Source organism: Undibacterium sp. GrIS 1.2, assembly GCF_040544435.1.
In the GTDB taxonomy this organism is placed as follows: domain Bacteria; phylum Pseudomonadota; class Gammaproteobacteria; order Burkholderiales; family Burkholderiaceae_D; genus Undibacterium.
Genome location: NZ_JBEONP010000002.1, coordinates 36,925 through 63,467 on the forward strand (window position 1 = coordinate 36,925; position 26,543 = coordinate 63,467).

Below are 26,543 nucleotides of genomic sequence, written 5' to 3' on the forward strand. Positions count from 1 at the left end.
CATCCTTAGATCAAACGAGATCAAACGAGTTAAAACGATCACTGCGAACCATCACCTCGTTGTATGAGTGTGTGCTGTTCCTGTATTTTGGTTTAGAGGTGGGATAAAAAGTATATGATTCACTCACAAGGTGATTCTTTCGATTCGATTTAAGGCGATACCCTCGCCTGGTGAAAAGCACGGAGACCCCATGAACGCACCCATCAAGTCACAGACGTTGATCGACAATGACATCACGCTGGACGACAAATTTACCCTAGAGCGCGGCCGCGCTTTTATGACTGGCACGCAAGCGCTCATCCGCTTGATGATGCTGCAACGTCAAGCCGATGAAAAAGCCGGGCTCAACACCGCTGGCTACATCACAGGCTATCGCGGCTCACCGCTAGGCAACGTCGATCTGACTGCCGCCAAAGCTAAAAAACATTTAGAAAAAGCGCATGTCAAATTTCATCCTGGCGTGAATGAAGACTTGGCAGCAACCTCGGTCTGGGGTACGCAGCAAGTCAATTTATTCCCCGGCGCTAAATATGATGGCGTATTTGCGATGTGGTACGGCAAAGGTCCAGGCGTCGATCGTTGTGGCGACGTGTTTAAACATGCGAATCTGGCAGGCACGTCCAAACATGGTGGTGTACTGGTCATCGCGGGTGATGATCATGCCGCGAAGTCTTCTACCGCTGCGCATCAGTCCGAACATATTTTAAAAGCCTGCGGTATTCCGGTGCTGTACCCGTCCTCGGTACAAGAGTATTTAGATTACGGCTTGCATGGTATTGCGCTCTCTCGCTACACCGGCTTGTGGGTATCGATGAAATGTGTGACCGAAGTGGTCGAATCCGGCGCTTCCGTCGACATCGATCCCGATCGTATCAAACCGATTATTCCTAGTGATTTCCAGATGCCAGCGGATGGCATCAGCATCCGTACTCCCGATCCAGTATTAGCGCAAGAAACGCGCATGATCAACTATAAATGGTACGGTGCTCTGGCCTATGCGCGTGCCAATAAACTCAATCAAATTATCTGGGATAGTCCACGTGCCAAAGTCGGGATTATCACTGCCGGTAAGTCTTATTTAGATACACGTCAGGCATTGGCCGATCTGGGGATTGATGAACAAGCGGCTGCCGATATCGGTATCCGTTTATACAAAATCGGTATGACCTGGCCGCTGGAATCCCAGGGTGTACGCGAATTTGCGACAGGTCTGGATGAGATTCTGGTCGTGGAAGAGAAGCGTCAGATTCTGGAATACGCGATTAAAGAAGAACTCTACAACTGGCAAGATGATGTACGTCCACGCGTCGTCGGTAAGTTCGACGACACCGGCGAATGGAGTGATCTGGATCACGCCGGTCATGGTGATTGGTTGCTGCCAGCAACGTATGAATTAAGCCCGGCACAAATCGCCCGTGCAATTGCATCGCGTATTACTAAATACTTCTCCGGCCATCCGGTAGAACAACGTGTGAAAGAGCGTGTAGCGTATCTGGAAGCCAAAGAAGCAGCTTTAAATATCGCTGCCAAGCCTGACCCTAACAAAGACCGTGTACCGCACTTTTGCTCAGGTTGTCCGCACAACACCTCCACCAAATTGCCCGAAGGCAGCCGCGCATTAGCTGGTATTGGTTGCCATTACATGGTGACCTGGATGAACCGCGAATCTACCGTCTTCAGCCATATGGGTGGCGAGGGCGTGACTTGGGTAGGGCAGTCACCGTTCACAACTGAGAAGCATGTCTTCAGCAATCTGGGTGATGGCACCTATTTCCACTCCGGTCTGCTGGCGATCCGTGCTGCGGTGGCCGGCAAGGTCAACATTACTTACAAAATTTTGTTCAACGACGCGGTTGCGATGACGGGCGGTCAAGAGTTTGACGGTCCGCTCGATCCTGGCATGATTTCACGCCAGATCGCTGCGGAAGGTGTCACCCCGATTATCGTCGTGACCGATGAGCCGGAAAAATATCCAGCCGACTACAACTGGGCGCCCGGCGTCACTGTGCGTCATCGCAGCGAACTGGATGCCGTCCAGCGCGAACTGCGCGAAGTCATTGGTACTTCCGCCATGATTTATGATCAAACCTGCGCCTCAGAAAAACGTCGCCGCCGGAAAAAATTTGATAAAGATGGCAAACCTGGCTTTCCTGATCCAGCCAAACGCGCTGTGATCAATGAGGCTGTCTGCGAAGGTTGCGGCGATTGCTCCGTGCAATCCAACTGCCTTTCTGTCGAACCATTAGAGACCGAATTTGGTCGTAAGCGTCAGATCAATCAGTCTTCCTGCAACAAAGATTTTTCTTGCGTGAATGGCTTTTGCCCAAGTTTTGTTACGGTCGAGGGGGGCAAGCTGAAAAAGCCTGCCAAAGCCAAAGTAGAGCAGGGCACGGCGCTGGATGTAGCCAGCTTACCTGATCCAGTTTTACCTGCCACCACCGAGCCACTGAACGTCTTGGTAACAGGTATCGGCGGTACCGGCGTGATCACTATCGGTCAGGTGATGGCGATGGCTGCGCATCTGGAAGGTAAAGCTTGCTCGGTATTGGATATTACTGGCCTGGCACAAAAAGGCGGCGCGGTGATGTCGCATGTGCGCTTGGCAGACAATGCCGACGATCTGCATTCCACTCGCGTCGGTACAGGTATGGCTGACGTCGTCATTGGTTGCGATGAAATCGTGACGGCGAGTCGCGATGCACTGTCACGCATGGGCGAGGGCCGTACCCGTGCTGTGGTCAATTCTTCCGTATCGCCGACATCGACCTTCATTAAAAATCCAGACTGGCAATTTCCAGTGGAAGCCGCCGAGGCGGAAATTGGCAAAGCCTGTGGCAGCGACCGTGTGGACATGATCGATGCGTCCCACATTGCGACTACGCTGATGGGCGATAACATCGCCTCCAACATGTTTATGCTCGGCTATGCTTGGCAAAAAGGCTGGGTACCTTTGACCCAAGTCGCGCTGATGCGCGCGTTGGAATTGAATGCCGTTGCAATCGACTTCAACAAGCAAGCTTTTAACTGGGGTCGCGTCGCGGCACATGATCTGGCAGCGGTCAAAAAACTGGTCACGCCAGCGCAAGTGATTGAGCTGAAACGTGCACCAACTTTAGATGACACCATCAGCAAACGCATTGCTTTCCTCACGGAGTATCAAGACGCTGCCTATGCTTTGCAGTACAGCGAGTTTGTGAACAAAGTCAAAGCCGCAGAAACTAGCATCGTTGATGGCAAGCCATTACGTCTGACGGAAGCGGTCGCTAAATATCTGTTCAAACTGATGGCATACAAAGATGAATACGAAGTCGCCCGTCTGTACACCGATGGCAAATTCCAGCAAAAAATCGCTGGCATGTTTGAGGGTGACTACAAAATCAACTTCCATTTAGCGCCACCTTTGCTAGCTAAAAAAGATGACAAAGGTCATTTGATCAAGCAGCAGTTTGGCCCGTGGATGATGAAAGGTTTTGGCATCTTGGCCAAGCTCAAATCCCTGCGCGGTGGTGCGTTTGATATATTCGGCTACACCGCAGAACGCAAGATGGAACGCGCTTTGCCAGTCGAATACAAAGCCACTATCAGCAAATTGTTAACGCAATTGACGAAGGACAATTTGCCGAAGGCAGTAGCGATTGCCAGTATTCCAGAAGATATCCGCGGTTATGGCCACGTCAAAGAACGTCATTTTGAAGCGGCAAAAGCCAAAGAAGCAAGCTTGATCGCCGAGTTTTCTACCCCAAGTCAGGCACAAAAGGCGGCTTGATGCTGTAGAGGATAGGTTTGGGTAATATCAAAAATGACCGGTCAGACCGGTCATTTTTTTGTCACTACAATGCTAGTGGTAATCGTGATTTCAATATACTCCCCATTATTTTTATAGAAAATATCGGATTGTCCATTTATTATAAGCACAGTAAAAATATACTATAGGGAAGTATATATAAAACTAGATTTCATTTACTAGCTTAATAAAACCGCTTGGATATATAGCAAGTTCTGGTCTGAGTCATTCCATCGTCATAATCCACTGTCAAACTTGGCACATCGCAATAAGACATGGCACTCACCAATGATTTCCCTCTTTAAGTCTGTACTGACTGTCGTTTTGGTTTCCCTCGCATTTCTGTTGAATTCTGCCTTTGCACAAGACAATGCGATTGTGATTGGGCAAGCGATTGATTTGTCTGGCCCCAGCGGTAGTATCGGTCGCGATTATGTGGCGGGTATTACTACCTATTTTGATAGTCTGAATGTTGCTGGCGGTCTCAATGGACGCCGGATTAAATATCTGGTGCGTGATGATCAGGGTGACGCTGCTATATCCGCTAAAGCAGTTGCTGAGCTGATCATTAAAGACAAAGTAGACTATTTATTGGGTGGAATTGGTCTGTCGGTCACCAATGCAGTTGTTGCTTCGCCAGCGTTTAAACAAAGCACACTGACGCTATTTGCGCCGCTGGTTAGCTCCGTCAAAGACTACAATTCCCGCGTCGTCTTCTGGCGTCCTAGTCCAGAACAAGAGATGCAATATATCTTTTCTTATTTTGATAAGTTAGGTATCAAAAGCGTTGGTATCGCGTATCAGGAGTCTGAGTTCAATCAGGAAATGTACCAATACGTAGTAGCCGAAGTCAGTAAACGCAAAATGAGCTTAAGCGGCGTCGCACGCATTTCTAATTCACCTGTGGAAAACGAAAAAGAAGCTAGCGCGCTGGCTACCAAAAATCCAGGCATCGTGATCGTTGTGTCGGATACCGTTGGGGCAGGCCTGTTTTTGAAACAGTTCCGTAAGCGCGCAGATAAGACATTTGTCGCAGGAATGTCTTTAATTAATTTAGAAACCTTGGCCGAAGTCGCAGGGCGTAGTGCCTTGGAGTGGACAGTATTTTCGCAAGTCGTCCCCAATCCTCTGGGTAAAAAAACCATCGTCCAGATTGACCATAGCGCGATGATGAAAAAGTTTCGGGATGAGGATTTATCTTCGTTGACGCTAGAGGGATTTATTGTCGCAAAGACTTTGGCAAAAGCGATCACTATGTCTAAATCTGGTCGAGATGGTTTGCAAGCATTAATCACACAAAAACATACACTCGACCTGGGTGGCATCAGCGTCACGCCGGACGACCCTAGTCGTCATATGTCTGGCTATGTAGATATCGCCTTGTTCCGTAAAGGTGGTGGCCTGTTATTTTGAGAGCTCATATAGATCGTTACCTAATGAATTCATAGTGACTTCACAGGCTCATGCCACTGGATTCCCGCCCTCGCTAGAATGACGCGTGCTCCAGTACTTCTGCTTTGCTTTATCCCATCCTTCATCAGCGCTTTTGAAGCGAGCTCAGACTTGGTTTATGCTTAGTCATCTATAAAATTAGCTATAAAACCAGCTTTAAAATTAGTTTTAAATCAGCAACCATCCAGGCCACTTTTTCCACCCCTCACTGATCAGTGCAGGATTCAAGCTTTCTTGCCATTTTCCAACTTTGCTGCAATTGGATTTACAATGCCTCCCAGCCAGTTTTGTTCCGCATTATCAATGTGGTCAATTCTCTATTTGATAAAGCACGTTCACCACAATATTTTTTGCTGTATTGGCAATAAAAAAGAGTGAGCGATTAACGACTAAGCAGGCCACGAGTCTGCTTAGCTACAACAAATAAGTAACCCGATAGGAGACCACCTTGTTAACACAAAAACAAAAAATAGCCGCTATTCCAGAAGGGGCCGAAGCGTTGTTTTTCATTCAGATATTTGCCACCTTGGGTTTTGCCGTGTTGTATTCCACCTTGGTGTTATACGCGACTAAAAAACTGAACTTTAGTGTTAAGGACGCCACCGCGATTATGGGTGTGTTTGGCGCATTCAATTACGGCTTGCATTTATTCGGCGGTTATCTGGGTGGTCGTTTTATCAGCAATCGCAATTTGTTTGTTGGCGGCATGGTGTTGCAGGTGATTGGTTGCGGCTTGATTTCTGGCGGCACAGTACAGCAACTGTACTGGGGTTTAGCTTTCTTCCTGACTGGCAGTGGCTTAAACGTCACTTGTTTAAATCTCATGCTCACGCAGCGATTTAAGCCAGAAGACGACCGTCGCGAAAGCGCGTTCCTCTGGAATTACGCCGGGATGAATTTGGGTTTTACTATCGGCTTTGCAGCGGCAGGTGCTTATCAATTACAACAGGATTACGCCAGTTTGTTTATCTTCGCCACCTTTGGTAACTTTATGGCGATCGTGCTTGCTGCATTTAACTGGAAGAAGCTATCGGACTTGAATACGCCTCTGCTACAAGCAGGACCAAATGAATTTAAATGGCGTTTATCCGTTGGTTTACTGGTCTTATTCGGTCTGGTACCGCTGATCTATTTTATGTTGCATCATGCCGAGGTCAGTGGCTACGTTGTACTGGCCATTAGCGCCGTGATTGCCTTAGTTTTAATTTGCCTCACTATTATTCATAAAGACCCGAGAGAACGCAGAAATATGTGCGCGTATTTAATCCTCGCTGTCGGTTCTTTAGTCTTTTGGACCTTGTACCAAATGGCACCGACGGGCCTGCAATTATTTGCAGACAATAATGTAGATCGCATGGTCTGGGGCTTTGAAGTTGCGCCGCAGTGGATACAAAATATCAATAGTTTTACCATCACGGTTGGTGGGCCTTTGATGGCAATGCTGTTTAGTTCGTTGCGTAAAAAGGGTTGGAATATCGACATTCCTAGGCAGTTTGCAGCGGCCTTAGTGTTGATCGGATTAGGATTTTTAGTTCTACCCTTAGGCATCACATTGGCAGCTGCCAATGGCCTGGTCGCTTTCAAATGGATCTTCATCAGTTACTTGCTGCAAAGCGCGGGCGAACTGCTGATCTCACCGATTGGTTATGCCATGATCGGTCGTCTGGCACCAACGCAATATCAAGGTGTAATGATGGGCACCTGGATGCTGGTCACTGGCACGGCATCCATTTTCTCCAGTTATTTCTCTGGACTGATCCCCGAAGCGGCAAGCGGCATGGCAGCCTCCACCAATCCAACTTACTATCAAATTTTTTCTAATCTTGGTTGGGGTGCGGTTGGAGTCGGTGTGGTGCTGGTTTTGTTGATACCGGTATTGCGTAAATTAATTACCAACGGCGTTCAAGCAGTTGAGCCATCACCAATTTAATTGCTGTTGGATTTGTGATCAGAAACCGCAGCAATAATTGCGTTTGACAGTCGATAAACTGCCGAGGATACTGATAGTGACGAAGGCAAAAAATTGCCTTCGTCACGCAAATGATGGTGAATGATCGTCGCTTCTCTGTTAGCTTGCGTCTGCTTGGTTGTGATGCCAAAGGAGATCAAAATGCGCAAATGGCTGATGTTATTACCCATCGTTTTGCTGGCGGCTTGTGCAACTCCGGCCAAGCCACCACCACCGTCTCTTTTCAACGATGCGCTATTTGCACCGCCTTCCACGCATGTTAACGCTCAGGACGTGTTTGCCGTTAATCAGCCAATGAGAGATTATCTTAGTACGGCCATCGTTGGACAACTTCATGGCAAGGGATATAAGCAAACCTTATTTGATGCCTTGTATAAAAAAGATGGCCTCAGGCTTGAATATGATGCCGTGATGACGCGTAATGCGTCAGAAGCTTTTTCTGCCCGGTCTGGCAACTGCTTGTCCCTCGTCATCATGACCGCTGCTTTCGCCAAAGAATTAAACCTAGAAATTCAGTATCAGCGGGTCGATACCGAAGAGATCTGGAGTCGTAATGGCGGTCTGTACTTTTCTAGCGGACATGTCAATTTAGTGCTTGGGAAAAGGCGATTTGACATCGATCATAGTTATGACTCCAACCGCTTGATGACCATAGATTTTTTGCCGCCAGAAGAAATTTTAGGCCAGCGTGTAGTATCGATTGATGAAAACACCATCGTCGCTATGTACATGAATAATCGCGCCGCTGAAGCGCTTACTCTAGGCAAGCTGGATGATGCCTATTGGTGGGCGCGCGAGGCTGTAATACAAGACCCAAAATTTTTACCTGGCTATAATACTTTGGCTGTCATTTATCGACAGACAAAACATTTAACCGAAGCAGAGCAGGTATTAACCCACGCGATTCAGCTAGATCCGCAGAACCTGGTCGTCATGTCCAACTTAATACAAGTATGGAAACTGGTGGGTAAGGATGCGCAAGCAAATATGCTGAGCCAGACGCTAGAAAAACTACAAAATTATCCGCCTTTTTATTATTTTGAGCGCGGCATTAGCGCAATCAAAAAAGGCGATTTTAGAGCTGCCAGAGATTTTTTTATTGAAGAAATTAAACATGCACCGGACTATCATGAGTCCCATTTCTGGCTTGCGATAGCTTACCTAAAACTAGGCGAAAATAAACTCGCAACCGAACAACTAGCCATCGCTAAAGAAAACAGTACTACGCGTAGTGATTATGCTTTGTACTCAGCCAAGTTAGATCATATCAACGCTGTTAATCAGCGTTTTTGACATTAATTTTTTATTGAATATTGCCAACAATACTGGTGTTGGCACGAGTGATAAAACAGCGATAAATCCGGCGATAAAGTAAATCGTCAAGCTAAGGATAAAGCTAACGACAGCACCATTTTTACCGTCGCAATAAAACAGAATGAAGGTCAAATGAAGTTAAATCAGTCCACTCTTATCATGATCGCCGCGGTCAATATGTTCATCGCCGTCGCCGCAGGCGCATTTGGCGCGCACGGGCTAAAAACAATACTCAGTACCGACATGCTGGCAGTCTGGCAAACCGCAGTAACTTACCAGACCAGCCATGCGCTTGGCTTATTTGGCATCGCCTTGCTGATGCCGCGTTTGCAGTCCATCTGGCTAGCGCGCTCTGCCACTGCGATGCTGATCGGTATTGTGATTTTTAGTGGAAGTTTATATTTACTGGCAGCCAGTGGCATACGCTGGTTCGGTGCGATCACGCCACTTGGCGGACTAGCATTTTTACTCGCCTGGGCAATGCTCGCATGGGCGGCGTATCGCGATACCAAATCAGTTTGATTACACATAAAAGAAAGCACATCATGCGCACCATCATCGTTTTATCAGTACTTACTTTAGTTAGTGCATGCAGCAAAAAACCAGAGCCAGCGATCTCCTCAGAACCACCACTATTCAAGATTGCCGAGCCACAGCGCGAGCAATTACAGAAAGCTAAACAGGTAGAGCAGACCTTACAAAAAACAGCCGACGCACAACGTCAGGTGATTGATGAGGTAAGCGCTAGTCAGGTTGAGAAGTGACCTTGATTGATAGTCTGCCTTATTTTGTAAACATAGTTCATGGCTCTTAGGCAGCGATTGCAATACCGTTCTGTACAACAAGTCTGAGTGCGATTACTTGACTACCTCAATATTAATAACTTTACTTTTGATGTAATAAGGAACGTGTTGATGATCGGCGAAAAGTAACTGGAGAGTATGTTTTCCTGGTGGTAAATTCAATACTGTTTCAGTCTCGCCTTTGCCAAAATGTTTGTAATGTTGATGTTCTATTTCGTCAGGTTTATCAAACGGTATGGGTGCTTTAATATCGGCTGGGAAAGGTAGGTCGATCAAAATATGATGATGTCCTGTTCCCTCAACCTTGCCTGCAATTACAGGTGCGACTCCCATGCCGTACACCGAGAAGGCTACGCGAAACGGTGATTTGACTTTATCGCCGTCTTTAATATTCGTAAAGTACGCTTGTTTATCTCCTATCGGAAACGGGCGAGTTCTGTCAGATGCGTTGATTGTGCTAATTGCCGCCTCGGTATCGACTGGAGACTGATTTGTGGCTCCAGTTTTGTTGGTCGCCGCCAAAACTACTGTTTGTGATCCAGCTGTTAATAATGAGATAAAGAAAAGAAATTGTAGTTTTGATTTGGAAAATTGCTTAGTCATCAGACCTCCTGAAATATTGCACTGAACACGCAAATTACTTTGCATCAACATCAGTTTATCTGATTAAGCCGAGCTGCGTTTTATCCGCCACACGGCACCGATTAGGGTCTCAAATTGTTCCGGCGAGGCTTTAGTCAACCATTCGGTTGCTCTATTTCTCATTCACCTTCACCACAGTTACCGTGCAATGCGATTCGGCGACTACTTGTGTGGACACGCTGCCGAGATAGCGTTTGATGGCGGAACTTCCTCTTGATCCTATGATGATGTGATCGACGTCGTTGTTGTTGGCGTAGTCGAGGATGGCACTGGCTGGATCGTGTGCTTCCAGTACGTGGAAGGTGATTTTGTCTGGGGTGATGTTGAGTGGCCTTGCCCAGTGTTTGAGGTCGACTAATTGTTTGACATGGATGTTTTGGCCTTGCTGGATCAGGCTGTCGTCCATGCCGATGCGGTTGGTTTTGCGCACCGTCACGCAGGCGAGTCGTGCACCTTGTTTGGTTTGCAGTGTGCGTTCGGTGATATTGCGCAGACTGTCGGCTAGTTGTGTTGAGGCATTGGTTGGATTGCCGGGATTGCTTGGATTGCTCAAGTCGAGTGCCACCATAATGATGGGCGCTTGCGATAATTGCTCGGTCACGCTATGCGGTAGCGCGGGTTCTGATCCTGCGGCCTGGAAGCGTCGTTTGAGTACCGATAAATAGCCGTCTTGCTCGGTTTTTTCTGCTCTGTCGGTGAGCGTTAATTGTTCTGGATATTGCAGTGATAAAGCGAGCTGGGCGGCGGTGTCAAACCGGGCAGCCGGATTGACTTCCAGGCAGCGCAAAATAATTTCTTGTAGCCAGTCGGGGATGTTGGGATTGTGGCTGCGTGGTGGAATCGGGTCGCGGTATAAACGTTTTTTCAAACCATTGACTGTGGTCGGATATCCATACGGACGTTGACCAGTCGCTAGGTGATACAGCAAAACACCTAAGGCGAATAAATCGCTGCGGGGTTCGTTACGCACACCCAGCACTTGCTCTGGCGAGATGTAGGGACCGGTGCCGAGTGGCAGTCGAAATTCTTCATCTAGCAGGTCGGGCAGTTTGTCATGTCGTGATAGACCAAAATCAATCAGCACGGCGGACCCATCTGCGCGGAACATAATATTGCTGGGTTTGATATCGAGATGGATCACGCCCTGACGATGTAAATCTTGCAGCGCATGCGCGATCTTGATGCCGATATCGACCACCTCGGCCACGGGCAGCGGGGCCTGATCAAAGCGGCTGCGCAGTGATTCGCCAGCAATGTGTTCCATGACGATATACGGTTGGGCATCAAAATCACCGGAGCCGAAATATCGCGGTACATGCTTACCCTTGAGTTTGGGCATGATCATTTGTTCGACCTCAAACGCGACGATGGCAGTGGGGTCTTCGCTGGAAAAAAGCAGCGGTACTTTCATGATCAGTGCAGGCTGGGTTTTATCTTGCTCGTCAATATCGCCTGGTCCGCTTGGTTCCGGCGGGTGGCGTTGTTGCAGATCGCTGATACGCCATAAGGCTGCCATGCCGCCGGTGTGTAATTTTTCTTCCAGTAGGTAGCCATTGACTTGCATGCCCGTGTGCAGAACGCGGTGATGTGAGGGCGAACTTGAAGCCAGCTTGGCGTGTTCAACTGGACCGTTGTCGCTCTTCGGTGGTGACGGTGTTGAAGGTGCTGGCGGAGCTGGCAATTTTTTACCCGTTTCTGTTTGGCTTGATTGGCTGGACTTGTGATCTTTGCTGAATTTAGTTGCCGCTCACCAGTCGCTGTGCCAGAACTGCAGGCAAACCGGCGGCGATGACTTTGAGCGCTGTCGCGTCGTGATCGTACGGGATGCGGTAGTAGGTCAGCTCTAGTGTTTCTGTATCAAAAGTGGCGTAACACGCAGCCGGATTGCCGTCTCGCGGTTGCCCGACTGCACCGGGTATCACCAGCCAGCGGCGTTGTTTGTTGAGTGGAATACTGTGTTCTGGCGCAGGTAAAAATTCGCCGGTTTTGCCTGCCAGAGTCATGTGGTACAGCCGCGGTAAATGGACGTGGCCACAAAACGTGATGTGCGCTTTGGTCGCGTACATGCTGCGCATGGCCTCCATCACACCATCGACATATTCCCAATGTTCGGGCGCCCAGGCGTTGGCGTGGACTAGCAAAATGTCGGGCAGCTCTATGCGGTAAGGTAAATCACGAATAAAGCCGATCTGCGTTTCGTTCAGTTGCGAGCGGGTCCACTCTACGACTTGTCGTGCGGTGGGGTTCATGCCTTGTCTGTCGTCTTGCAGCAGGCCTACGTCATGGTTGCCCATGAGTACATGCGCACCGCGCTGAGCATACTCCATCACCGTGCTCATCACCCAGGCGGGATCAGCGCCATAGCCAATCAGATCGCCCAAAAACGCATATTGCTGGACTTTTTGCTGCTGCGCATGAGCCAGGACAGCTTCCAGTGCTTCGCGATTGGCATGTACATCGGTGAGAACGGCGAGCAGCATGATATGGATCTTGGTTTGGAGTAATGACTTTGGTGGATGATGAATTGTTCGTGAAGCTGCAAAGACAATCGACAATCAGTTTGCTTATTTTTTGAATAAGTAAGCAAAACTGATTTTAGTTCATTATGCTAACGCTGGCCTTACATTCATCGGGGCACGCAAAAAACCAACAAAGCAGTTTGTTGCCGAGATTGAGATAACGCCAAGACTTCTTTACTTCGCTTGCTTTTGGATGTCATCTCGGCCAATACCACGCCGGAATGACGTCCCGTCTCTTTTGAGCATTATGTGGTGAGCATCGATGAGATGAACATCAATATTCAATCTGAATATGGTCGCTAAATACTATTACTCATGGGTAGTATATTTAGTTGTCCATAGATTTACTGCCTCACAGGCCATTTTTATAAGAAATTATGGGGAGTATATTGATTTCCTTAGTTTTATACCGTCGCTGCGGCATATTCTTGATAGCCGTTGGCGCGTAGCGCGCAGGCCGGGCAAGTGCCGCAGCCGTGACCCCATGCATGCAATTGTCCGCGTTCGCCGAGGTAGCAGGTGTGGGTGTCAGCGCGGATCAGGTTGACCAGATCGGTGCCGCCCAATTGTTCTGCTAATTGCCAGGTCTGGGCTTTGTTGATCCACATCAGCGGAGTTTCTAATTTGAGCCGGGTTGCCATGCCAAGGTTGAGTGCGACTTGCAAGGCTTTCATACTGTCGTCGCGGCAATCGGGGTAGCCGGAGAAGTCAGTCTCGCACATCCCGCCGACCAGCACGTTGGCACCGCGCCGGTACGCCAGTGTTGCGGCGACCATCATAAACATCAGATTGCGACCTGGGACAAAGGTGTTGGGCAGGCCGTTCTCTTGCATGACGATTTCTATATCTTCCGTCATTGCGGTGTGGGATAGCTGCGAGATCAGCGACAGGTCGATCATATGATCTTCGCCCAGCTTGCTGTCCCAGTCGGCCGACAAGCTGCGCATCTTTTCTAGCAAAATCGGGCGTTGCCCTAACTCGATCGCGTGGCGCTGGCCGTAATCAAAGCCGATGGTTTCTACCCGCTGATAGCGTGACAAAGCCCATGCCAGGCAGGTGGTGGAATCTTGGCCGCCGCTGAACAGAACCAGTGCGCTGTCGTTTGAAGAGTTCATATAGATTTATTATGTTTGTATACTGGATGGGAGTAGGCTTGTTTGGTACTTAATTGTCCATAGAATATATGGACAATCCAGTGATCAGGCTAAATACTCCCCTTATTTTTAAAATCAACGGAGTTGCGGCGTAAAGCCTGCCAAAGCCCGCACAGCATTTTATCAAGATCAGGTGAGATTGCTGGCAGTCAATGAAATATTGTAAGAGAATGAGATACTTTTGTTCAAAATAGCTGTCTATTTACATCAACACCTACCCTGATTTTTTCTAAAAAGACTGCATGAGCTTCACCAAAAAATTTCTCTCTTCTTCTATCTTGTCCGTGATTGATCAGGGCATGCTCAGTGCGCTGAATTTTGCGATTGGCATGCTATTGATACGTCTGGCGACCAAAGAGGATTACGGTTTATACGGCCAATTGTACGCTGGTGGTTTGTTGGCCGGCCTGGTGGTGGATTCCTGGATCGCAGGACCCTTGACGACGGTTGCCAGTGCAGTGCAAGAGAACACCAGAAAAGCCTTGTTACGTCACTACTGGAAACGTCAGATCTGGAGCACGCTATTGATGGGCGGACTGGCGTTTGTGATTGTCGCCTTTATCCCAGCAGCCACGCACAACAGTCAGCCTGGCTATTTACTGGCGATTGCTTTTGCCGCGTACGTGATTGGTAATGGCGTGCGTGAATACGGTCGTACTGTTGGTTTTATTCAATCGGACATTTTTGCCGTACTGCGTCAGGATATTGTCTATGTGACTTTGGTCGCACTGAGTTTGCTAGCGCTGTATTTGACAGATCATCTTGGTTTGGAATGGATTTTTGCTTGTCTGGCGAGCTCATCAATTGTCTGTTCTTTACTCGGCATCGGACGTTTAAAAGCCAGTACTAGTAATCACAGCGACCATCAAAATCAGACCTTAAGTGAGACTGCAAGTGACACACTGAGCGGCGCAAAAATTACCCAAGTCCAGGAAGATTTGCAGCAGGTAATTGTCGATCATCAGGACACCATTAGTGGACATGGCCGCTGGGCGATTTTAGGCGTGCTGGTCGGCTGGCTGTCTAACTACAGCTATGTATATTTGTCCGGCGCATGGCTAGGCGTGGCGGCGATTGCGGACTTGAATGCCTCACGTACTTTATTGATGCCCATACCGCTGGCAGTGGCAGCATGGTCGCGGATTGCGCGGCCAGAAGCTAGCCGCCTGATGGCGGAGCAAAACTGGACTGGCCTACGCAAGCTAACCTTGTTTTCTATCGCCGGGATTGAGCTAGTGGTGCTGGCCTATGTGGGCGTAATGCTGCTGATGTTGCCTTGGCTGGAGGCGCATGTGATCGGTGCCAAATACAGCGGGCTTGATCCCTTGGTGATGCTGTGGGGTGCCTACTTTGCGATCAACGCCGCACGTTGGGTCGGCACCTCCTGGCTGAGCAGCGGCGGTGCTTTTCGTTCCCTGTTTTATCTGGGGAGCGTGACTTTGGTACTGGTATTGGGCATCACCTCATGGACCATACCGCACCTCGGCACGTCGGGCGCGATTACCGCATTGATCGCGGTAGAAGTGTTTGAACTCTTCGTAGTGTGGAAATATATTCTGCCGGGTTTGCAGAAGAACGCGTGATGTTAATTTAATCGAGATTTCCCCTATGGGAAGCGCTTAGCCAGATGCTGCGCCAGCATGGTCGCCAGATATGTTTGCGACCACATTGGTGTGAAGGTATGGTCAACGCCATTAATCACTTCAATTTTAAGACTGTCTCTGTGCTGCAAAAGATGGGCATTGCTACCCAGATGTTTGGTCATCAAATCGATGCTGCTGTCGTTGGCATCAAACACAAATACTAATTCCACCCCACGCGCCTGCATGGTCTTAAAGTTTCTGGCGACCGGTCCCAGCAGGTGATGAGTTTTCATAAAATGCGCTAAACGATGTCGTATATGATCGAGCAGTTTTTGTATCAATTTTTTAGCAAGATTTCTAAAAATCTTACGAGAGGCAATTTTGCCTCTGAGCATGCGACGCCATGTATTGCCATGCGTGGCAGCTTTAAAATAAAACTGGGTTGATTTAAAGGTCGCTGCTTTTTTCGTCTGTATTACGTTACCGGTGCGCCAGTGAAACGTCAGCTGATTCATCAATACCAGACCAGTCACACGCGGGTCGTGTACCGCTGCCAGATACGACAGATACGCCCCAGAACATAAGCCTGCCAGCACAAAGCTGGGTTGTCTGTAAGCTTGCTGCATAAACTGCATGGCAGAGCCGATATCCTCTACGCCTTGCAATCCGTGTACATCATTTTCCTGCTCTTCCGGTGTTGGTTGGCTGTAGCCGATACCGCGCTTGTCATAACGCAAAACAGTAAAGCCTTGCGCAGCCAGTGTGCGCGCCATCGTTACATATAAGCGATGATTGCCGACGCGATGATTGGCACCGACATTGGTGAGGATAATGGCTGGTCGCGCAGTGTCGTTTTTGGCTTTGTCTGTGTTGATTCCGATATCGGTGCTGGTGGCGGTCGGGCTAGGCTGGGTAACGATGCCAACCATGCCATCAAACTGTACGATTTCTTCCTGCAATACTTGTTCGCCATGCCGGATACGACAGCGCGTGGTCAGCATGTTTGCTGAGGTGGATGTTGTATCGTCCTGCTGATCTTGTAATGAGACTTGCTGCAACGGGATTTGCTGTATCAACCATTGGCACATTTCTGCCCAGATCGCATGCGGCACGCTGGACTCATGCGCATCTTCGGTCATCATTGCGGCATAACCTGGAGTGGTAATCAGATGCATCTGATATTCATCACGCCGCCAGGTCGTCGCCAGTTTGGCCTCTTGACCAGAGATATCATCACGCGCGGCGATCATAACGGCAGCCGGTGGCGATGCCAGATTGAGGATGTTTAATTCGCTTAAAGCTGCACGCGTACTGGCGCAAAATGTATAGCCCGTCAGCTGATCATCACTGACGCTATGTTCTGATGGTTTTGCTTCATTACTTTTATGCGCAGCGCCAACCCCACTCATGCCGCGCAAGACCATTAGTTCACGCACATAGGCTCGACCAGATATTACCGGTGCCAGCATTAGCAGCGCAGGTGAGGCTAACTCAGTTGCCAGGCCTGCTGCGAGTAAAGCACCCATGCGCATACCAAACAAACTGATCTGCTTCACTCCGGACAAGCGGCGTAGTTGTTCTGCCGCCTGACGTATATTGTGCTGCCAGGCAGCCACCCGCGCCGTATCACTCTGGGCAGAATCACCGCAGCCATCATAATCAAAAAAACAAACCGGAAAGCCAGCTTCTGCCAATTGCATCGCCAAGTGCTTATACGACAGATACGAGACCATATACTCATGCCCAAAGGGTGGGCAAAGTACCACGCCAGAATTGCGCATCGCCGTTTTAGGCGGGTGATACCAAGCTAACAAAGGCGTATCTGCATCGCCAAACCAGAATGCCTTTGCAGCATGCTGCTCTATATTCATTGGCGATGTTGTCGGGATGTCTGCCGACGTGAATGCGGGTCTGAATGCCGACATATGCATCGATGCGTGTGTTGATGTGAGCGTCGATTCTGACGATGGCGCATCGGCTAGCAACTGCTTGTCTGATGTCGTCATGTGATGCTGCTTTCCAGACGGCTTCCAGCATCACGGTCGTTGGCGTTCGCACTCGTACTCGCATTCGCATTCGCACTAGTAACGAGACTAGCATTCATAATCTTGCACGGACTAATGGCATTGAGCGCCGTAACTGTCCCTTGGATTTTGTCGGCACTTGCCAGATTTTTCTGGGTAATATCATTTTTGCTTAGGTGCGTCAGACGTGTCAGACGAATATGACGCTCTGTGCCAGGTGCCAGGTGGAAGAAATTATCTTCTGGCTGATATCCAACGACCTCAATTGCCAGCGACAGCGCAAGTTTTCGGGTTGAGACATGTAGCATCACATGGTCATCATCCGTCTGCACAAAATGCGCGTGTAAGCCCAGATCGCGCTCGACCGGATTACTTAACTGACCGATGCCCAACGGGAAATAGAAGGCCTCGCAATGCGCTGACGACGGTGCAGTTTGAAACCGCGCTACCGCCACATTATGTCCGGGCGGTCCAAAGCGATATGCATAGGTGGTATCAAAAAAATGTTCCAGCATACTATCCGCACGTACCTGCATCACGCTATGCGGTGCCAGATCAATCTGGAGTTGTCCTAGCGCGATACGCGTCTCGCCATGCCGGTATAAATCGAGTGATAGTGTGCCTTGGTAAGCGACTGCGCTATCATTCACGAGATGCAGCGCAAGACCGTTTAAACCCTCATCCGTCATTAATAGGCTTAACGGTGCCATTGCTCTTTTTGCGTAGTAATAAGCGGCTTTGGGTTTGCCGATGGCATCAATCAACCCCCAGCCGGCACCTAGCCAAAGATCACGTAAAAACCAGATCAAAGCACCGTGACAACTTGATCCTGCACGCCGCCATTCGGCCAGCGTTTGTGCCATCACTTCGCCAGTTGTCACACGTGCCAGCGCCAGATAACGCGTCGGGTCGGCATAGCGTAAGCGCGCCGGATCGAGCTGAAATAATTGCGCCATATAGTGATCGCGCACATCCTCAAAATCCCAGCCTGTACCACTATCACGCGGTACCCGTTGCTTCCAGACTGGATGTGTACCGGGTGCTTCGCCATTTTTTAACAGCGCCTCTATCGTGCTGTCATCCGGCATATTTGAGAAGCCCAGACATTCAGAGGTAAAGCGCAGACCAGCGCGACGCGCATCCTCCAGCGGCCGTAAATAGGCACCAACGCCAAAGTAATGCGCAACACCCGCATCCAGCTGGAATGGCATGACGCCGCCGCTAGGGCTGGAGGCAATATAGGTGGCATCTGGCCGCATGGACTTACACAACTGCGGCAAACTGTCTGCAAAAAAATGATTACGCCATAGATTTGGCGCTACACCAAGCATTGCTGCCTGTTGCTCTATCTCTGAACTGCCGCATAACACCGCGATGCAGGGGGAGAGTTGTGTGCGGCCTAAAAATTGTGTCGCTTCTTGGCGGATGTTCTTAGCAAAAGCAGGATCATCCACTGGGTAATCCATATTGGCGAACATAAAATCCTGCCACACCAGTAGTCCAAGTTCATCACACAGCCGGTAAAAGTCATCGCTTTCATACAACATCGTGCCGCCGACCCGCAGCATATTCATACCAGCATCGCGGGCTAATGTCAGCGTTGGCAATAGATCAGATGCATCGCCAGCGAGTGAGATCAGATCTACCGGTGTCCAGCAGGCACCGCGACAAAATACCGAGACACCGTTCACATACAGATGGAAGTCGCCATCATTTTGTCGCACCTCAATTGTCCTGAAGCCGAGTTTGCCTAAGTCAAACAGGTATTGTTGTGTCCCAATAGTGACTTCAATATGTGCCGAGTATAAGGCAGGAGTGCAGGCCGGATTGCCGTGGGTGTGTGGCCACCAAAGCTGCGCTTGTGCAATCTGCATCTCTCCTTGCGCCAGTAGCTGATGCATTTCATTTTCTTTTTTTGCCAGTGTGAGCGCAAGACGTTGATCGCCTACGCATAAACTAATGGCTAAAGTAGCGCTATCAACCGACACGGACGTATTAATTTCGATTGTCGCATTGACGATACCGTCGCCATCTCGCACGCTGCTACGGATATCGGCATGGATGATCTGGACTACGCTCGCAGCTTCGATAACCACAGGCCGATACGGTCCGACTGGCGCAACCGGCGGCGACCATCCGGGAATACGACCAAGCAAGCTGGTGCGCAACCAGCGTAATTGCTGTTGTTCTACTAGCTTAGTGCGCCAGCGTGCGCGTGGACGTCGGATTTTTAAAGTTGCGTTGACTGATTTAAAACGCAGACTGATTACGCCGTTTGTGCCGCCGCTCTGGTGTGCCTGCATGTCCACACGATATTGCCTGAACATATTGTCCGCGCTGAACAGCAGTGCATCATTCCAGTACACATCGACCAGACTTGCCAGCCCATCAAACCGCAGACTGGCAGCTTGCGACAAACTGCATTCACAACGGAACCAGTAATCGTAATCATCATAATTGGTTGCACCGTAGGCAAATTCTTTTGCCTCACGTTGTGCCGATGCCACTGTGCCGGGTACTTGGGCGGCTTTCCAGATCAGCGCATTTAACTCAGACGGTAATATAGACGCATCTGCAAACTGGCCTGCCTCGACCTCGGCATATTGCCACTCAGCGTCCAGGATGGTTTGACCGGGATGAGTGATTTTGGCCATCAGCCGTCCACCTTACCGTTTGCCTTGGATTGCTCGCCCACAAATACCGTCAGTTGATCTATCCCGGATTGCCAGTGCTGCGCCATTTCTATCAAGCCAGGCGTCAGATCAACCGGCTTTTTACCCATGACGGCGCGGGCGGTTTTTAGTAGCAAAGTTTTAGTTGCATTTGAGATGGCTTCAAAATGCGTTGCCGCAGTGTTTAATTGTTCTGCTGCTTCATCTGCCATGACCAAAGACTGCTGCAACCAGTGCAAATAACTGGCCCCGATACTAAACCCCGCACCCAATTGCCGCAGAGTGGCAAAGGCATAGGCATGATATGCCGTCAGACCCTCGATTTTTAAACGCTCTACATCAGCGATAAATACAGGCATAAACAGGCTGATGGGATTATGTTTTGGGCGGCGCGCCAGATGCTTTGCCAGCAAAGAGATAGAAATTATTGCCAGCGTCCGATCGTCTGCATGGTGTAAATGATCGAGTCGTACAAACTCGGCAAACAGTGGCATAAACGTCGCATCATATGGTGCGCTAACCCGGAAGGTTTTAACAAAATCCTCACCGCTCAACTGGTGATAACTGCTGTTATGGAAATAGCCTAAACGTTGCTGTTCTAAATCAATTTCTTGAATCGCAATCGTGGTCTTAACGTGATTACTGCGGTAATCGGTACCTGAAGTGTCGGGTAAATAAAAAGAATCGGCTTCTGTCAGTACCAGACGACCGCGTTGTAATTGTGTACAAGCGTTTTCTAACAAAGAGCGCCAGACATTGAGCTCTTGTACATCAATGCCATACAGCGCAAATAAATCTTCGTGCGGCGGTTTGTAGAAGGTCCATTGATCGCCATCAAAATCCAGCGCAAATACCATGGACATACAGGCGACGGGATTCAGTTTTAAGCTATGTAAAACCTCGATCCATACATCGATATAGCAATTGGTTTCTACCCAGGCGCGATCAGATCCATGCAAGCTATGCTGCTGATAAGTTTGATGATCCATATCGCCAAGCGCTTGAAAACACGTGACGGATGAAGGATGTAGAGGTGGCTTCATGGCCAGAGTATGTCGCGCACAGTTTGTGGCCAGTGTGCGGTATCCATGCCGTGAGTTTTAAACAAAGCCATGACAATCCGTTCCAGACCAAAACCAAGGCAGGCGGTATGTGCCGTAGTGCCATCGGCTGTTTGGATATGAAATAATTTTCCGAAATGATCTTGATGGTAATTGAAGGAGCAAACCGCGGTAGGCTTCTCTTGCGAGATCACCGGGATCACGACTTCAAACTTCAATTGTTGTTCCCGCTGATTGGCTGCCAGCATGCGACCACCGCGCCCGAAGAAAGGATCGGAGGCGACTTCAGAGCGCGCAGGTAAGCCGAGCGACAGTAAAATATCAATGCCGCGTTGCAGCCATATATTGCGCCAGGCGATGACCATATCCGGGCTACCTGCACGGACAAATTCCCGCACACGGAAGGATTGCATACGGGTTGGTTCTGGCGATGGCTCGTTACGAAATACCCAATTTTGCATGTCGACTAAGCGACCATTCTCAGGCAGCGTACCGCTAAAGCTGGGGTAAACCGGATAACAGGCGGCAGGGGTCAAACACACCGCCGTCATGGTTTGTAGATGCGTCCACGGGCGACCTTCATGCACACATTCGCTGAGTTCTTTATGCTGGGCTTCGTTGCCGGTAAAACTAAAAATAGTGCCAGCCAGTTGCGGGAAAGAATCCAGAAATTCGCTTTGTTCCAATACCTTGCGATCAAGGCAAGGAGGGAAGGACATTTTAGTTGCACCGTCAGGCATCGCCAGGCGGCTTACTAAGTCATCAAATTGGCGCAATACATCTTCAAACATCGGGCCACGGCCAAAAATACCTTGTACACCGACCGGAATAATATGACCTGCAGCGACCAGATCATCGGTCAATAACTCGGGAGAAAAATCAATTGACATCGTTTGTCCTTTTAGTTTTTTTTAGGGATTGTTAATTTTTCTTTTGGCCGAATTTTAGTCATCTTTTAATATCAGCAATAAATTAGCATTGGTCGCTAAGATGCGATCATTGCCAACCATTAATGCGGCTGAATGAGCATCACGCAGATGACGACTCATACTGAATTTACTATCGTTTTTGTAGCCTAAAATTCCGCAGATTAATAAAGCTTTCCCCACAATCTGTGGCAGGATTTGCGATGTTTCTACTTTGAGATTATTGATTTTTAGCGCATACGGCATGGAGGATAAAATCCCTTGCGCTGCATCGGGTGCGGCAGCGAGTTGTTCGTATTCAATCAGGCAGGCTTGCACGGAAGTGCGCATAGTTTGCAAGGTGCAGACTAACTCGGCAAGACGCAATGCAGTTGGTGGCGTAGTACCTGGATTAGCTCTTGCCTGACCTCGCACAAACGCCCGTGCTTTATTGACTGCCGCTGCTGCAATACCTTGCCAGATGCCACTCCATAATAAGTGCGATACCGGTACTACCGTTACGCTAGACATGTCCGCAAACGGTGTCGCTATAATTTGCTCTGCACCACCACTCGCGCTGAGCAAAAATGGTGGGCTGCAAGTGCCGCGCATACCCATGGTGTCCCACTCGCCTTTTTGTTCTAAGCTGTAGTCGGCTTTGCGGACCAAAATTAAGGACTGATCGTTATTCGCGGCGTCTTCTGAGCGTCTTGCTGTCACCAATAAGTCATCTGCCTGAGCGCCGTAAGAAATCGTAGTCGCATTTTTAACTAACTTAAATTGCATACTATTTTTTTTGTCATCTTGTTGGACGTGACAGCTACTGCGTCGCATTTCTCCACCAACGCCAACCTCAGACGTGACTGAGGCAATCAGATATTGGTGTGTCACCAGGTCGCGTAAATACTGCTGATACCAAGGATGATCAGATGCATGCCGGACCAGAGTAATCACCTGTATCTGGTGCATCGCAAATACCATCGCGGTAGCAGAGCAATGCTGGCCTAACGCTTCACAAATCTCCACCAGAGTACTTAGGCTAGCGCCCGCACCACCCAGAGAGGCAGGAATATAAGCGCTTAATAATTGCGCCTCTTTTAGCGCAGTGATTGCCTCTTGCGGGAAACGACTATCCTTATCAACTGCATCTGCATGAGTGGCTGCAATTTCTTTAGCGATGGACTTAGCTTGTGCAATCAGTGTGGATGCAGAGGTGGATGCAGGCATAAGTGAGTAGTGGACTAAAAGTATTACGTTAAATAAGTGAGTAAATAAGAGGGTGGAGTTTCTAAAAAAATTCCTACATCTTATCTACTTCAATACTAAAACCTTCAGGCGGTGAGTTCCTGTATTGCAGCGTCCATTGCGGCCATACTTTCAAACACGCTACGCTTAAGCATGCGGTCAGGGAACTCCAGATCAAATGCATCTTCCAGTGCCAGCATGACATTGACGCTGGCATGCGATGTCATACCTGCCTCATACAAATCTGCATCATCTGCTAGCGTGGCAATATCAACAGTCAGCCGCGCATGGTCTTTTAAAACTTGACGAATTTTTTCTATGCTCATGATTTTTTTTTGAAAATTAAAATGCTGGATGCGTCTTTGATTGTAGCTGGAGTCAGGGTCACATCAAGAAGCGCCCCCAGAATTAATTTCTGCATGGAAATTAATTCTATTAAAAGTCGCTTGATGACATAGCGACTCAAAATTACTCACAAATCATAATGGTAAATTTATCGCTAACTTGATTAAGAGCATATCAGATTGCTATGTTCTCCATAGTTAAACATCGTCAATTGCCAGCGCTTGTCACGAGGGTACAACGACCCGGCAAATCGCTGCCCAATTCTTCTGACCATCATCGACCAATCTGCTGATGCCCTCAATTTATCGTTTTATTCCCCGATCTTCGCACTTTGTCTTATAGCTCTGGAGCATTTGATGCATCCCATTTATTCTGATTTTCATCCTAATATTGAAAAGACGAGTAAACGCCATGCTAGAACTCCACAATGTCGTAAAAACCTATAACAAGACCGTGACGGCGGTTGATGATGTTTCTATGCAGTTGAGTAGCGGCGTGCTGGGGCTGATCGGCCATAACGGCGCTGGCAAGACTTCGCTGATGCAGATGATAGCGACATTGACCAAGCCGACCAGTGGTCAAATTTTATTTGACGGGATTGATATTGCCAAAAAGCCGAATGCGATACGCCAGCGCTTAGGCTTTTTGCCGCAAGACTTTGGCGTTTATCCTAACCTGAGTGCGCTAGAATTTTTACAGTATTTTGCGGCCTTAAAGGGTGTCCGCGATCCGTCTGGTAGCAGGATCAGACAATTGCTGGAGATGGTCAATTTGCATGAGCATGCGGATCGCTATGCCTCGACGTTTTCAGGTGGTATGCGCCGTCGCCTGGGGATTGCACAAGCTTTGCTGAATGATCCTGATATCTTGATTGTCGATGAGCCGACAGCAGGTCTGGACCCGGAAGAGCGATTACGGTTTCGCCAGCTATTGTCAGAAATCGGCTTTAAAAAATTAGTGATTTTATCGACCCATATTGTCTCCGATATTGAGAACATGGCAAGCCATCTGGCGATCATGCGCAAGGGTAAATTGATCGCTTACGACACCCCGGATAGTTTTGTAAAACATGGGCGCGGCCACATCTGGTCAGTCACCGTAAACACTCAGGAATATGAGTTGCTGAGCAAGCGTGTTCAGGTACTTCAGGTACAAAGACATGAATCCCAGATCCACTTGCGGATTGCGCATCCGCATTCACCTTGTAATGGCGCACTGGTTGCGGAGCCTAGTCTGGAAGAAGCCTTGATGGCACAGCAGTATGCGATTCAGGAGCTGGCAGCATGACCGCCTATGTTTTGTGGACGATGATACAAAGTGAAGTGCGCTTGCGTACCCGCCGTATCAGTAGCATCGTCGCGATCTTGGCGGTGGTCGCGATTACCTGGATGATGATTGCAGATCCGATTAGCGGTTCGGTATTGATATCCGTAGGCGATGCGAGGGTGGTTTACAATAGTTTATGCCTGGCGCTGGGTAGCTCGTTACTGGCGAATTTATTTTTTGGTCTGGGTGGTTTTTACCTGGTACGTGGTCGTATGAACGACGATTTTCGTAGCGGCTGCGGCAGCGTACTCGCAACGATGCCCATTAGTAACAGCGTATTTTTAATAGGGCGATGGCTGGGTGCGGTCGCTTATTTGTGTGTGCTGATATTGGCATTGCTGGCGACTATTCTGGTCTTGCATTTGTTGCGTGGCGAAGGGCCGATACAGTTGCTGGTGTATCTGAAAACCTATGTAATCGTATTTTTCCCTTCCGTCATATTCGCCTGCAGCATGGCTTTATTTTGCGAAGCGTTTGCCCCTTTATCTGGCAAGGCCGGTGACGTCGCGTATTTTTTTGTGTGGATGCTGCAAAGCACAGTACCGATTGTAATTGCTGATCATGGCTCCGTCACATCATGGACGCCGGCAATGATATTTGATTTTTCTGGAGTGGCGACATCCAATCTAGGGTTTCTGGCGATGTTTCATACCTCGCATTTTTCTATTGGTATTTCTGATTTTGATAAGACCTTGCCTCCTGTGGTGTTAGAAGGGGAGTTCTGGTCAACAACGGTAGTGCTGACGCGCATTGCTGGTGGAGTGATCGCGGCATTGCCTGTGCTGCTGGCGATCGCCTTGTTCCATCGGTTTTCTCCGGACAAAATCAAGCTTTCTGTCCGCCGCCAGTCTTGGTCTTTGATTGGGTTTGCCAACCGCTTGTTACGTCCACTGACCAAACTCACACGACCGCTATTTGCTTTGGCTGCCAGCCTACCTGGCTTTACCGGTCAGGTCGTAGCGGAGCTGGCTTTGAGCCTGGCGTCTAGTCCCATCATGAGCGCTGGACTTATATTCGCAATATTGGCGGGCTGCACCGTGGGCAGCGCACTACTAGGTGGCTTTGTTCTGATTGTAGTTGCATTTTGGGGCGTGCAAATCAGTGACCTGAGTGTGCGTGATTACCAGTCGGATACTGAGAGCATGACAGCCGTAGTCATGGGCGGTGCGTCGATGCGCTACTGGCGGCAAATTGTTGCCAGCTGCTTACTCGGCTTGCTATTAACTGCTCCGGTAATTGTGCGTTGGGCTGGTCACGATATGTTGCGCGCGGTGAGCTTAGTCAGTGGAATTTTTGCGATTGCTGCCACTGCCAATCTGTTGGGGCGGATGACCAGAACTTCCAGAACTTTTATTGCTCTATTTTTATTTGGCTTATACCTTGCCACGCAGATTAAAGATGTCCCGTTTCTGGACGTAGTTGGTGCTAACGGGGTCGCAACGATATCATCGGTTGTTATGCAATCTCTATTTGGTTTGATTGTGAGTGTGTTTGCTTATGGCTACACCCGCTGGCGCGCGGCATGACCAGCGTTCAGCCATTTTTGTAGGGATTTTAATATACTCCCCTTATTATTTTTAAAAAATGGCTGATTGTCCAAGGAATGTATGGACAACTAAAATATACACTGGGGGAGTAATATTTAAGTACGATCTGATGTTCTGACCAACATGCGAGTAATCATCCCAATATAATGGTGTCAGTCTAGTTGCGGTTACCCGGAGAGTGTCCTATGATGGTATAAA

General features: G+C 48.9%; 19 protein-coding genes. 9 read left to right on the top strand and 10 right to left on the bottom strand.

Annotated elements, in window-relative coordinates:
• The first annotated feature begins 190 nt into the window (after positions 1-190).
• The 6 genes from AAKU61_RS01175 (at position 191) to AAKU61_RS01200 (ending at position 9,283) form a co-directional block, all read left to right on the top strand.
• The gene (locus AAKU61_RS01175; RefSeq protein ID WP_354328916.1) at positions 191-3,766 is read left to right on the top strand and encodes an indolepyruvate ferredoxin oxidoreductase family protein; all 3,576 of its coding nucleotides are present in this window, start codon (positions 191-193) and stop codon (positions 3,764-3,766) included.
• Between the two features lie 306 nt (positions 3,767-4,072).
• Positions 4,073-5,197 carry an ABC transporter substrate-binding protein gene (locus AAKU61_RS01180; RefSeq protein ID WP_354328918.1) on the top strand — a complete coding sequence of 375 codons (1,125 nt, stop codon included), beginning with the start codon at positions 4,073-4,075 and terminating at the stop codon, positions 5,195-5,197.
• A gap of 487 nt (positions 5,198-5,684) precedes the next feature.
• Positions 5,685-7,166, top strand: coding sequence for a peptide MFS transporter (locus AAKU61_RS01185; RefSeq protein WP_354328920.1), 1,482 nt, complete (start codon positions 5,685-5,687; stop codon positions 7,164-7,166).
• A 180-nt stretch (positions 7,167-7,346) separates the two neighbouring features.
• Complete coding sequence (locus AAKU61_RS01190; RefSeq protein ID WP_354328922.1) at positions 7,347-8,498, top strand: tetratricopeptide repeat protein; 1,152 nt, start codon at positions 7,347-7,349, stop codon at positions 8,496-8,498.
• A 153-nt stretch (positions 8,499-8,651) separates the two neighbouring features.
• On the top strand, positions 8,652-9,041 hold the full coding sequence (locus AAKU61_RS01195; RefSeq protein WP_354328924.1) for a DUF423 domain-containing protein: 390 nt from the start codon (positions 8,652-8,654) through the stop codon (positions 9,039-9,041).
• Between the two features lie 23 nt (positions 9,042-9,064).
• Positions 9,065-9,283 (top strand): hypothetical protein, encoded by a 219-nt coding sequence (locus AAKU61_RS01200; RefSeq protein ID WP_354328926.1) that lies wholly within the window; start codon positions 9,065-9,067, stop codon positions 9,281-9,283.
• Positions 9,284-9,376: 93 nt separating this feature from the next.
• Here the strand turns inward: AAKU61_RS01200 and AAKU61_RS01205 are convergent, their stop codons facing one another.
• From AAKU61_RS01205 to queC, 4 genes are all read right to left on the bottom strand, one after another.
• Entirely contained in the window at positions 9,377-9,925 is a 549-nt protein-coding gene (locus AAKU61_RS01205) for a DUF4399 domain-containing protein (RefSeq protein ID WP_354328927.1), read from the bottom strand.
• Positions 9,926-10,076: 151 nt separating this feature from the next.
• Complete coding sequence (locus AAKU61_RS01210) at positions 10,077-11,645, bottom strand: protein kinase domain-containing protein (protein ID WP_354328929.1); 1,569 nt, start codon at positions 11,643-11,645, stop codon at positions 10,077-10,079.
• A gap of 55 nt (positions 11,646-11,700) precedes the next feature.
• Positions 11,701-12,444, bottom strand: a complete 744-nt coding sequence (locus AAKU61_RS01215; RefSeq protein ID WP_354328931.1) for a metallophosphoesterase family protein — start codon at positions 12,442-12,444, stop codon at positions 11,701-11,703.
• Positions 12,445-12,887: 443 nt separating this feature from the next.
• Positions 12,888-13,598 (bottom strand): 7-cyano-7-deazaguanine synthase QueC, encoded by a 711-nt coding sequence (queC, locus tag AAKU61_RS01220; protein ID WP_354328933.1) that lies wholly within the window; start codon positions 13,596-13,598, stop codon positions 12,888-12,890.
• Between the two features lie 281 nt (positions 13,599-13,879).
• Here queC and AAKU61_RS01225 point away from each other — a divergent pair, with 281 nt between their 5' ends.
• Complete coding sequence (locus AAKU61_RS01225) at positions 13,880-15,220, top strand: lipopolysaccharide biosynthesis protein (protein ID WP_354328935.1); 1,341 nt, start codon at positions 13,880-13,882, stop codon at positions 15,218-15,220.
• 23 nt (positions 15,221-15,243) lie between these two features.
• Here the strand turns inward: AAKU61_RS01225 and AAKU61_RS01230 are convergent, their stop codons facing one another.
• From AAKU61_RS01230 to AAKU61_RS01255, 6 genes are all read right to left on the bottom strand, one after another.
• Complete coding sequence (locus AAKU61_RS01230; RefSeq protein WP_354328937.1) at positions 15,244-17,226, bottom strand: alpha/beta fold hydrolase; 1,983 nt, start codon at positions 17,224-17,226, stop codon at positions 15,244-15,246.
• On the bottom strand, positions 17,223-19,898 hold the full coding sequence (locus AAKU61_RS01235) for a glycoside hydrolase family 2 protein (protein WP_354328939.1): 2,676 nt from the start codon (positions 19,896-19,898) through the stop codon (positions 17,223-17,225). Before AAKU61_RS01235 ends, AAKU61_RS01230 begins: the two co-directional genes overlap by 4 nt.
• The gene (locus tag AAKU61_RS01240; protein WP_354328941.1) at positions 19,898-20,959 is read right to left on the bottom strand and encodes a DUF1839 family protein; all 1,062 of its coding nucleotides are present in this window, start codon (positions 20,957-20,959) and stop codon (positions 19,898-19,900) included. The genes AAKU61_RS01235 and AAKU61_RS01240 overlap by 1 nt, the downstream gene beginning before the upstream one ends.
• A complete protein-coding gene (locus AAKU61_RS01245) occupies positions 20,956-21,867 on the bottom strand; it encodes an amino acid--[acyl-carrier-protein] ligase (protein WP_322120968.1) in 912 nt (303 codons plus the stop codon). The genes AAKU61_RS01240 and AAKU61_RS01245 overlap by 4 nt, the downstream gene beginning before the upstream one ends.
• Before the next feature lie 54 nt (positions 21,868-21,921).
• Positions 21,922-23,109: an acyl-CoA dehydrogenase family protein gene (locus AAKU61_RS01250; protein WP_354328943.1), complete on the bottom strand. Its 1,188-nt coding sequence runs from the start codon at positions 23,107-23,109 to the stop codon at positions 21,922-21,924.
• A gap of 104 nt (positions 23,110-23,213) precedes the next feature.
• Positions 23,214-23,453, bottom strand: a complete 240-nt coding sequence (locus AAKU61_RS01255; RefSeq protein WP_354328945.1) for an acyl carrier protein — start codon at positions 23,451-23,453, stop codon at positions 23,214-23,216.
• Between the two features lie 430 nt (positions 23,454-23,883).
• On the opposite strand from AAKU61_RS01255, the gene AAKU61_RS01260 reads away from it, so the two are divergent.
• Both AAKU61_RS01260 and AAKU61_RS01265 read left to right on the top strand, forming a co-directional pair.
• On the top strand, positions 23,884-24,759 hold the full coding sequence (locus AAKU61_RS01260) for an ABC transporter ATP-binding protein (RefSeq protein ID WP_354328946.1): 876 nt from the start codon (positions 23,884-23,886) through the stop codon (positions 24,757-24,759).
• The gene (locus AAKU61_RS01265; protein ID WP_354328948.1) at positions 24,756-26,324 is read left to right on the top strand and encodes a hypothetical protein; all 1,569 of its coding nucleotides are present in this window, start codon (positions 24,756-24,758) and stop codon (positions 26,322-26,324) included. Before AAKU61_RS01260 ends, AAKU61_RS01265 begins: the two co-directional genes overlap by 4 nt.
• Positions 26,325-26,543 lie beyond the last annotated feature (219 nt).

Excerpts from the sequence above, each read along its gene's own strand:
- AAKU61_RS01255 (WP_354328945.1), bottom strand. The coding sequence starts at position 23,453 with ATGAGCATAGAAAAAATTCGTCAAGTTTTAAAAGACCATGCGCGGCTG.
- AAKU61_RS01250 (WP_354328943.1), bottom strand. The coding sequence starts at position 23,109 with ATGCCTGCATCCACCTCTGCATCCACACTGATTGCACAAGCTAAGTCC.
- AAKU61_RS01240 (WP_354328941.1), bottom strand. The coding sequence starts at position 20,959 with ATGAAGCCACCTCTACATCCTTCATCCGTCACGTGTTTTCAAGCGCTT.
- AAKU61_RS01265 (WP_354328948.1), top strand. The coding sequence starts at position 24,756 with ATGACCGCCTATGTTTTGTGGACGATGATACAAAGTGAAGTGCGCTTG.
- AAKU61_RS01205 (WP_354328927.1), bottom strand. The coding sequence starts at position 9,925 with ATGACTAAGCAATTTTCCAAATCAAAACTACAATTTCTTTTCTTTATC.
- AAKU61_RS01190 (WP_354328922.1), top strand. The coding sequence starts at position 7,347 with ATGCGCAAATGGCTGATGTTATTACCCATCGTTTTGCTGGCGGCTTGT.
- AAKU61_RS01235 (WP_354328939.1), bottom strand. The coding sequence starts at position 19,898 with ATGGCCAAAATCACTCATCCCGGTCAAACCATCCTGGACGCTGAGTGG.
- AAKU61_RS01195 (WP_354328924.1), top strand. The coding sequence starts at position 8,652 with ATGAAGTTAAATCAGTCCACTCTTATCATGATCGCCGCGGTCAATATG.
- AAKU61_RS01175 (WP_354328916.1), top strand. The coding sequence starts at position 191 with ATGAACGCACCCATCAAGTCACAGACGTTGATCGACAATGACATCACG.
- AAKU61_RS01230 (WP_354328937.1), bottom strand. The coding sequence starts at position 17,226 with ATGACGACATCAGACAAGCAGTTGCTAGCCGATGCGCCATCGTCAGAA.
- AAKU61_RS01245 (WP_322120968.1), bottom strand. The coding sequence starts at position 21,867 with ATGTCAATTGATTTTTCTCCCGAGTTATTGACCGATGATCTGGTCGCT.
- AAKU61_RS01200 (WP_354328926.1), top strand. The coding sequence starts at position 9,065 with ATGCGCACCATCATCGTTTTATCAGTACTTACTTTAGTTAGTGCATGC.
- AAKU61_RS01260 (WP_354328946.1), top strand. The coding sequence starts at position 23,884 with ATGCTAGAACTCCACAATGTCGTAAAAACCTATAACAAGACCGTGACG.
- queC (WP_354328933.1), bottom strand. The coding sequence starts at position 13,598 with ATGAACTCTTCAAACGACAGCGCACTGGTTCTGTTCAGCGGCGGCCAA.
- AAKU61_RS01215 (WP_354328931.1), bottom strand. The coding sequence starts at position 12,444 with ATGCTGCTCGCCGTTCTCACCGATGTACATGCCAATCGCGAAGCACTG.
- AAKU61_RS01180 (WP_354328918.1), top strand. The coding sequence starts at position 4,073 with ATGATTTCCCTCTTTAAGTCTGTACTGACTGTCGTTTTGGTTTCCCTC.
- AAKU61_RS01225 (WP_354328935.1), top strand. The coding sequence starts at position 13,880 with ATGAGCTTCACCAAAAAATTTCTCTCTTCTTCTATCTTGTCCGTGATT.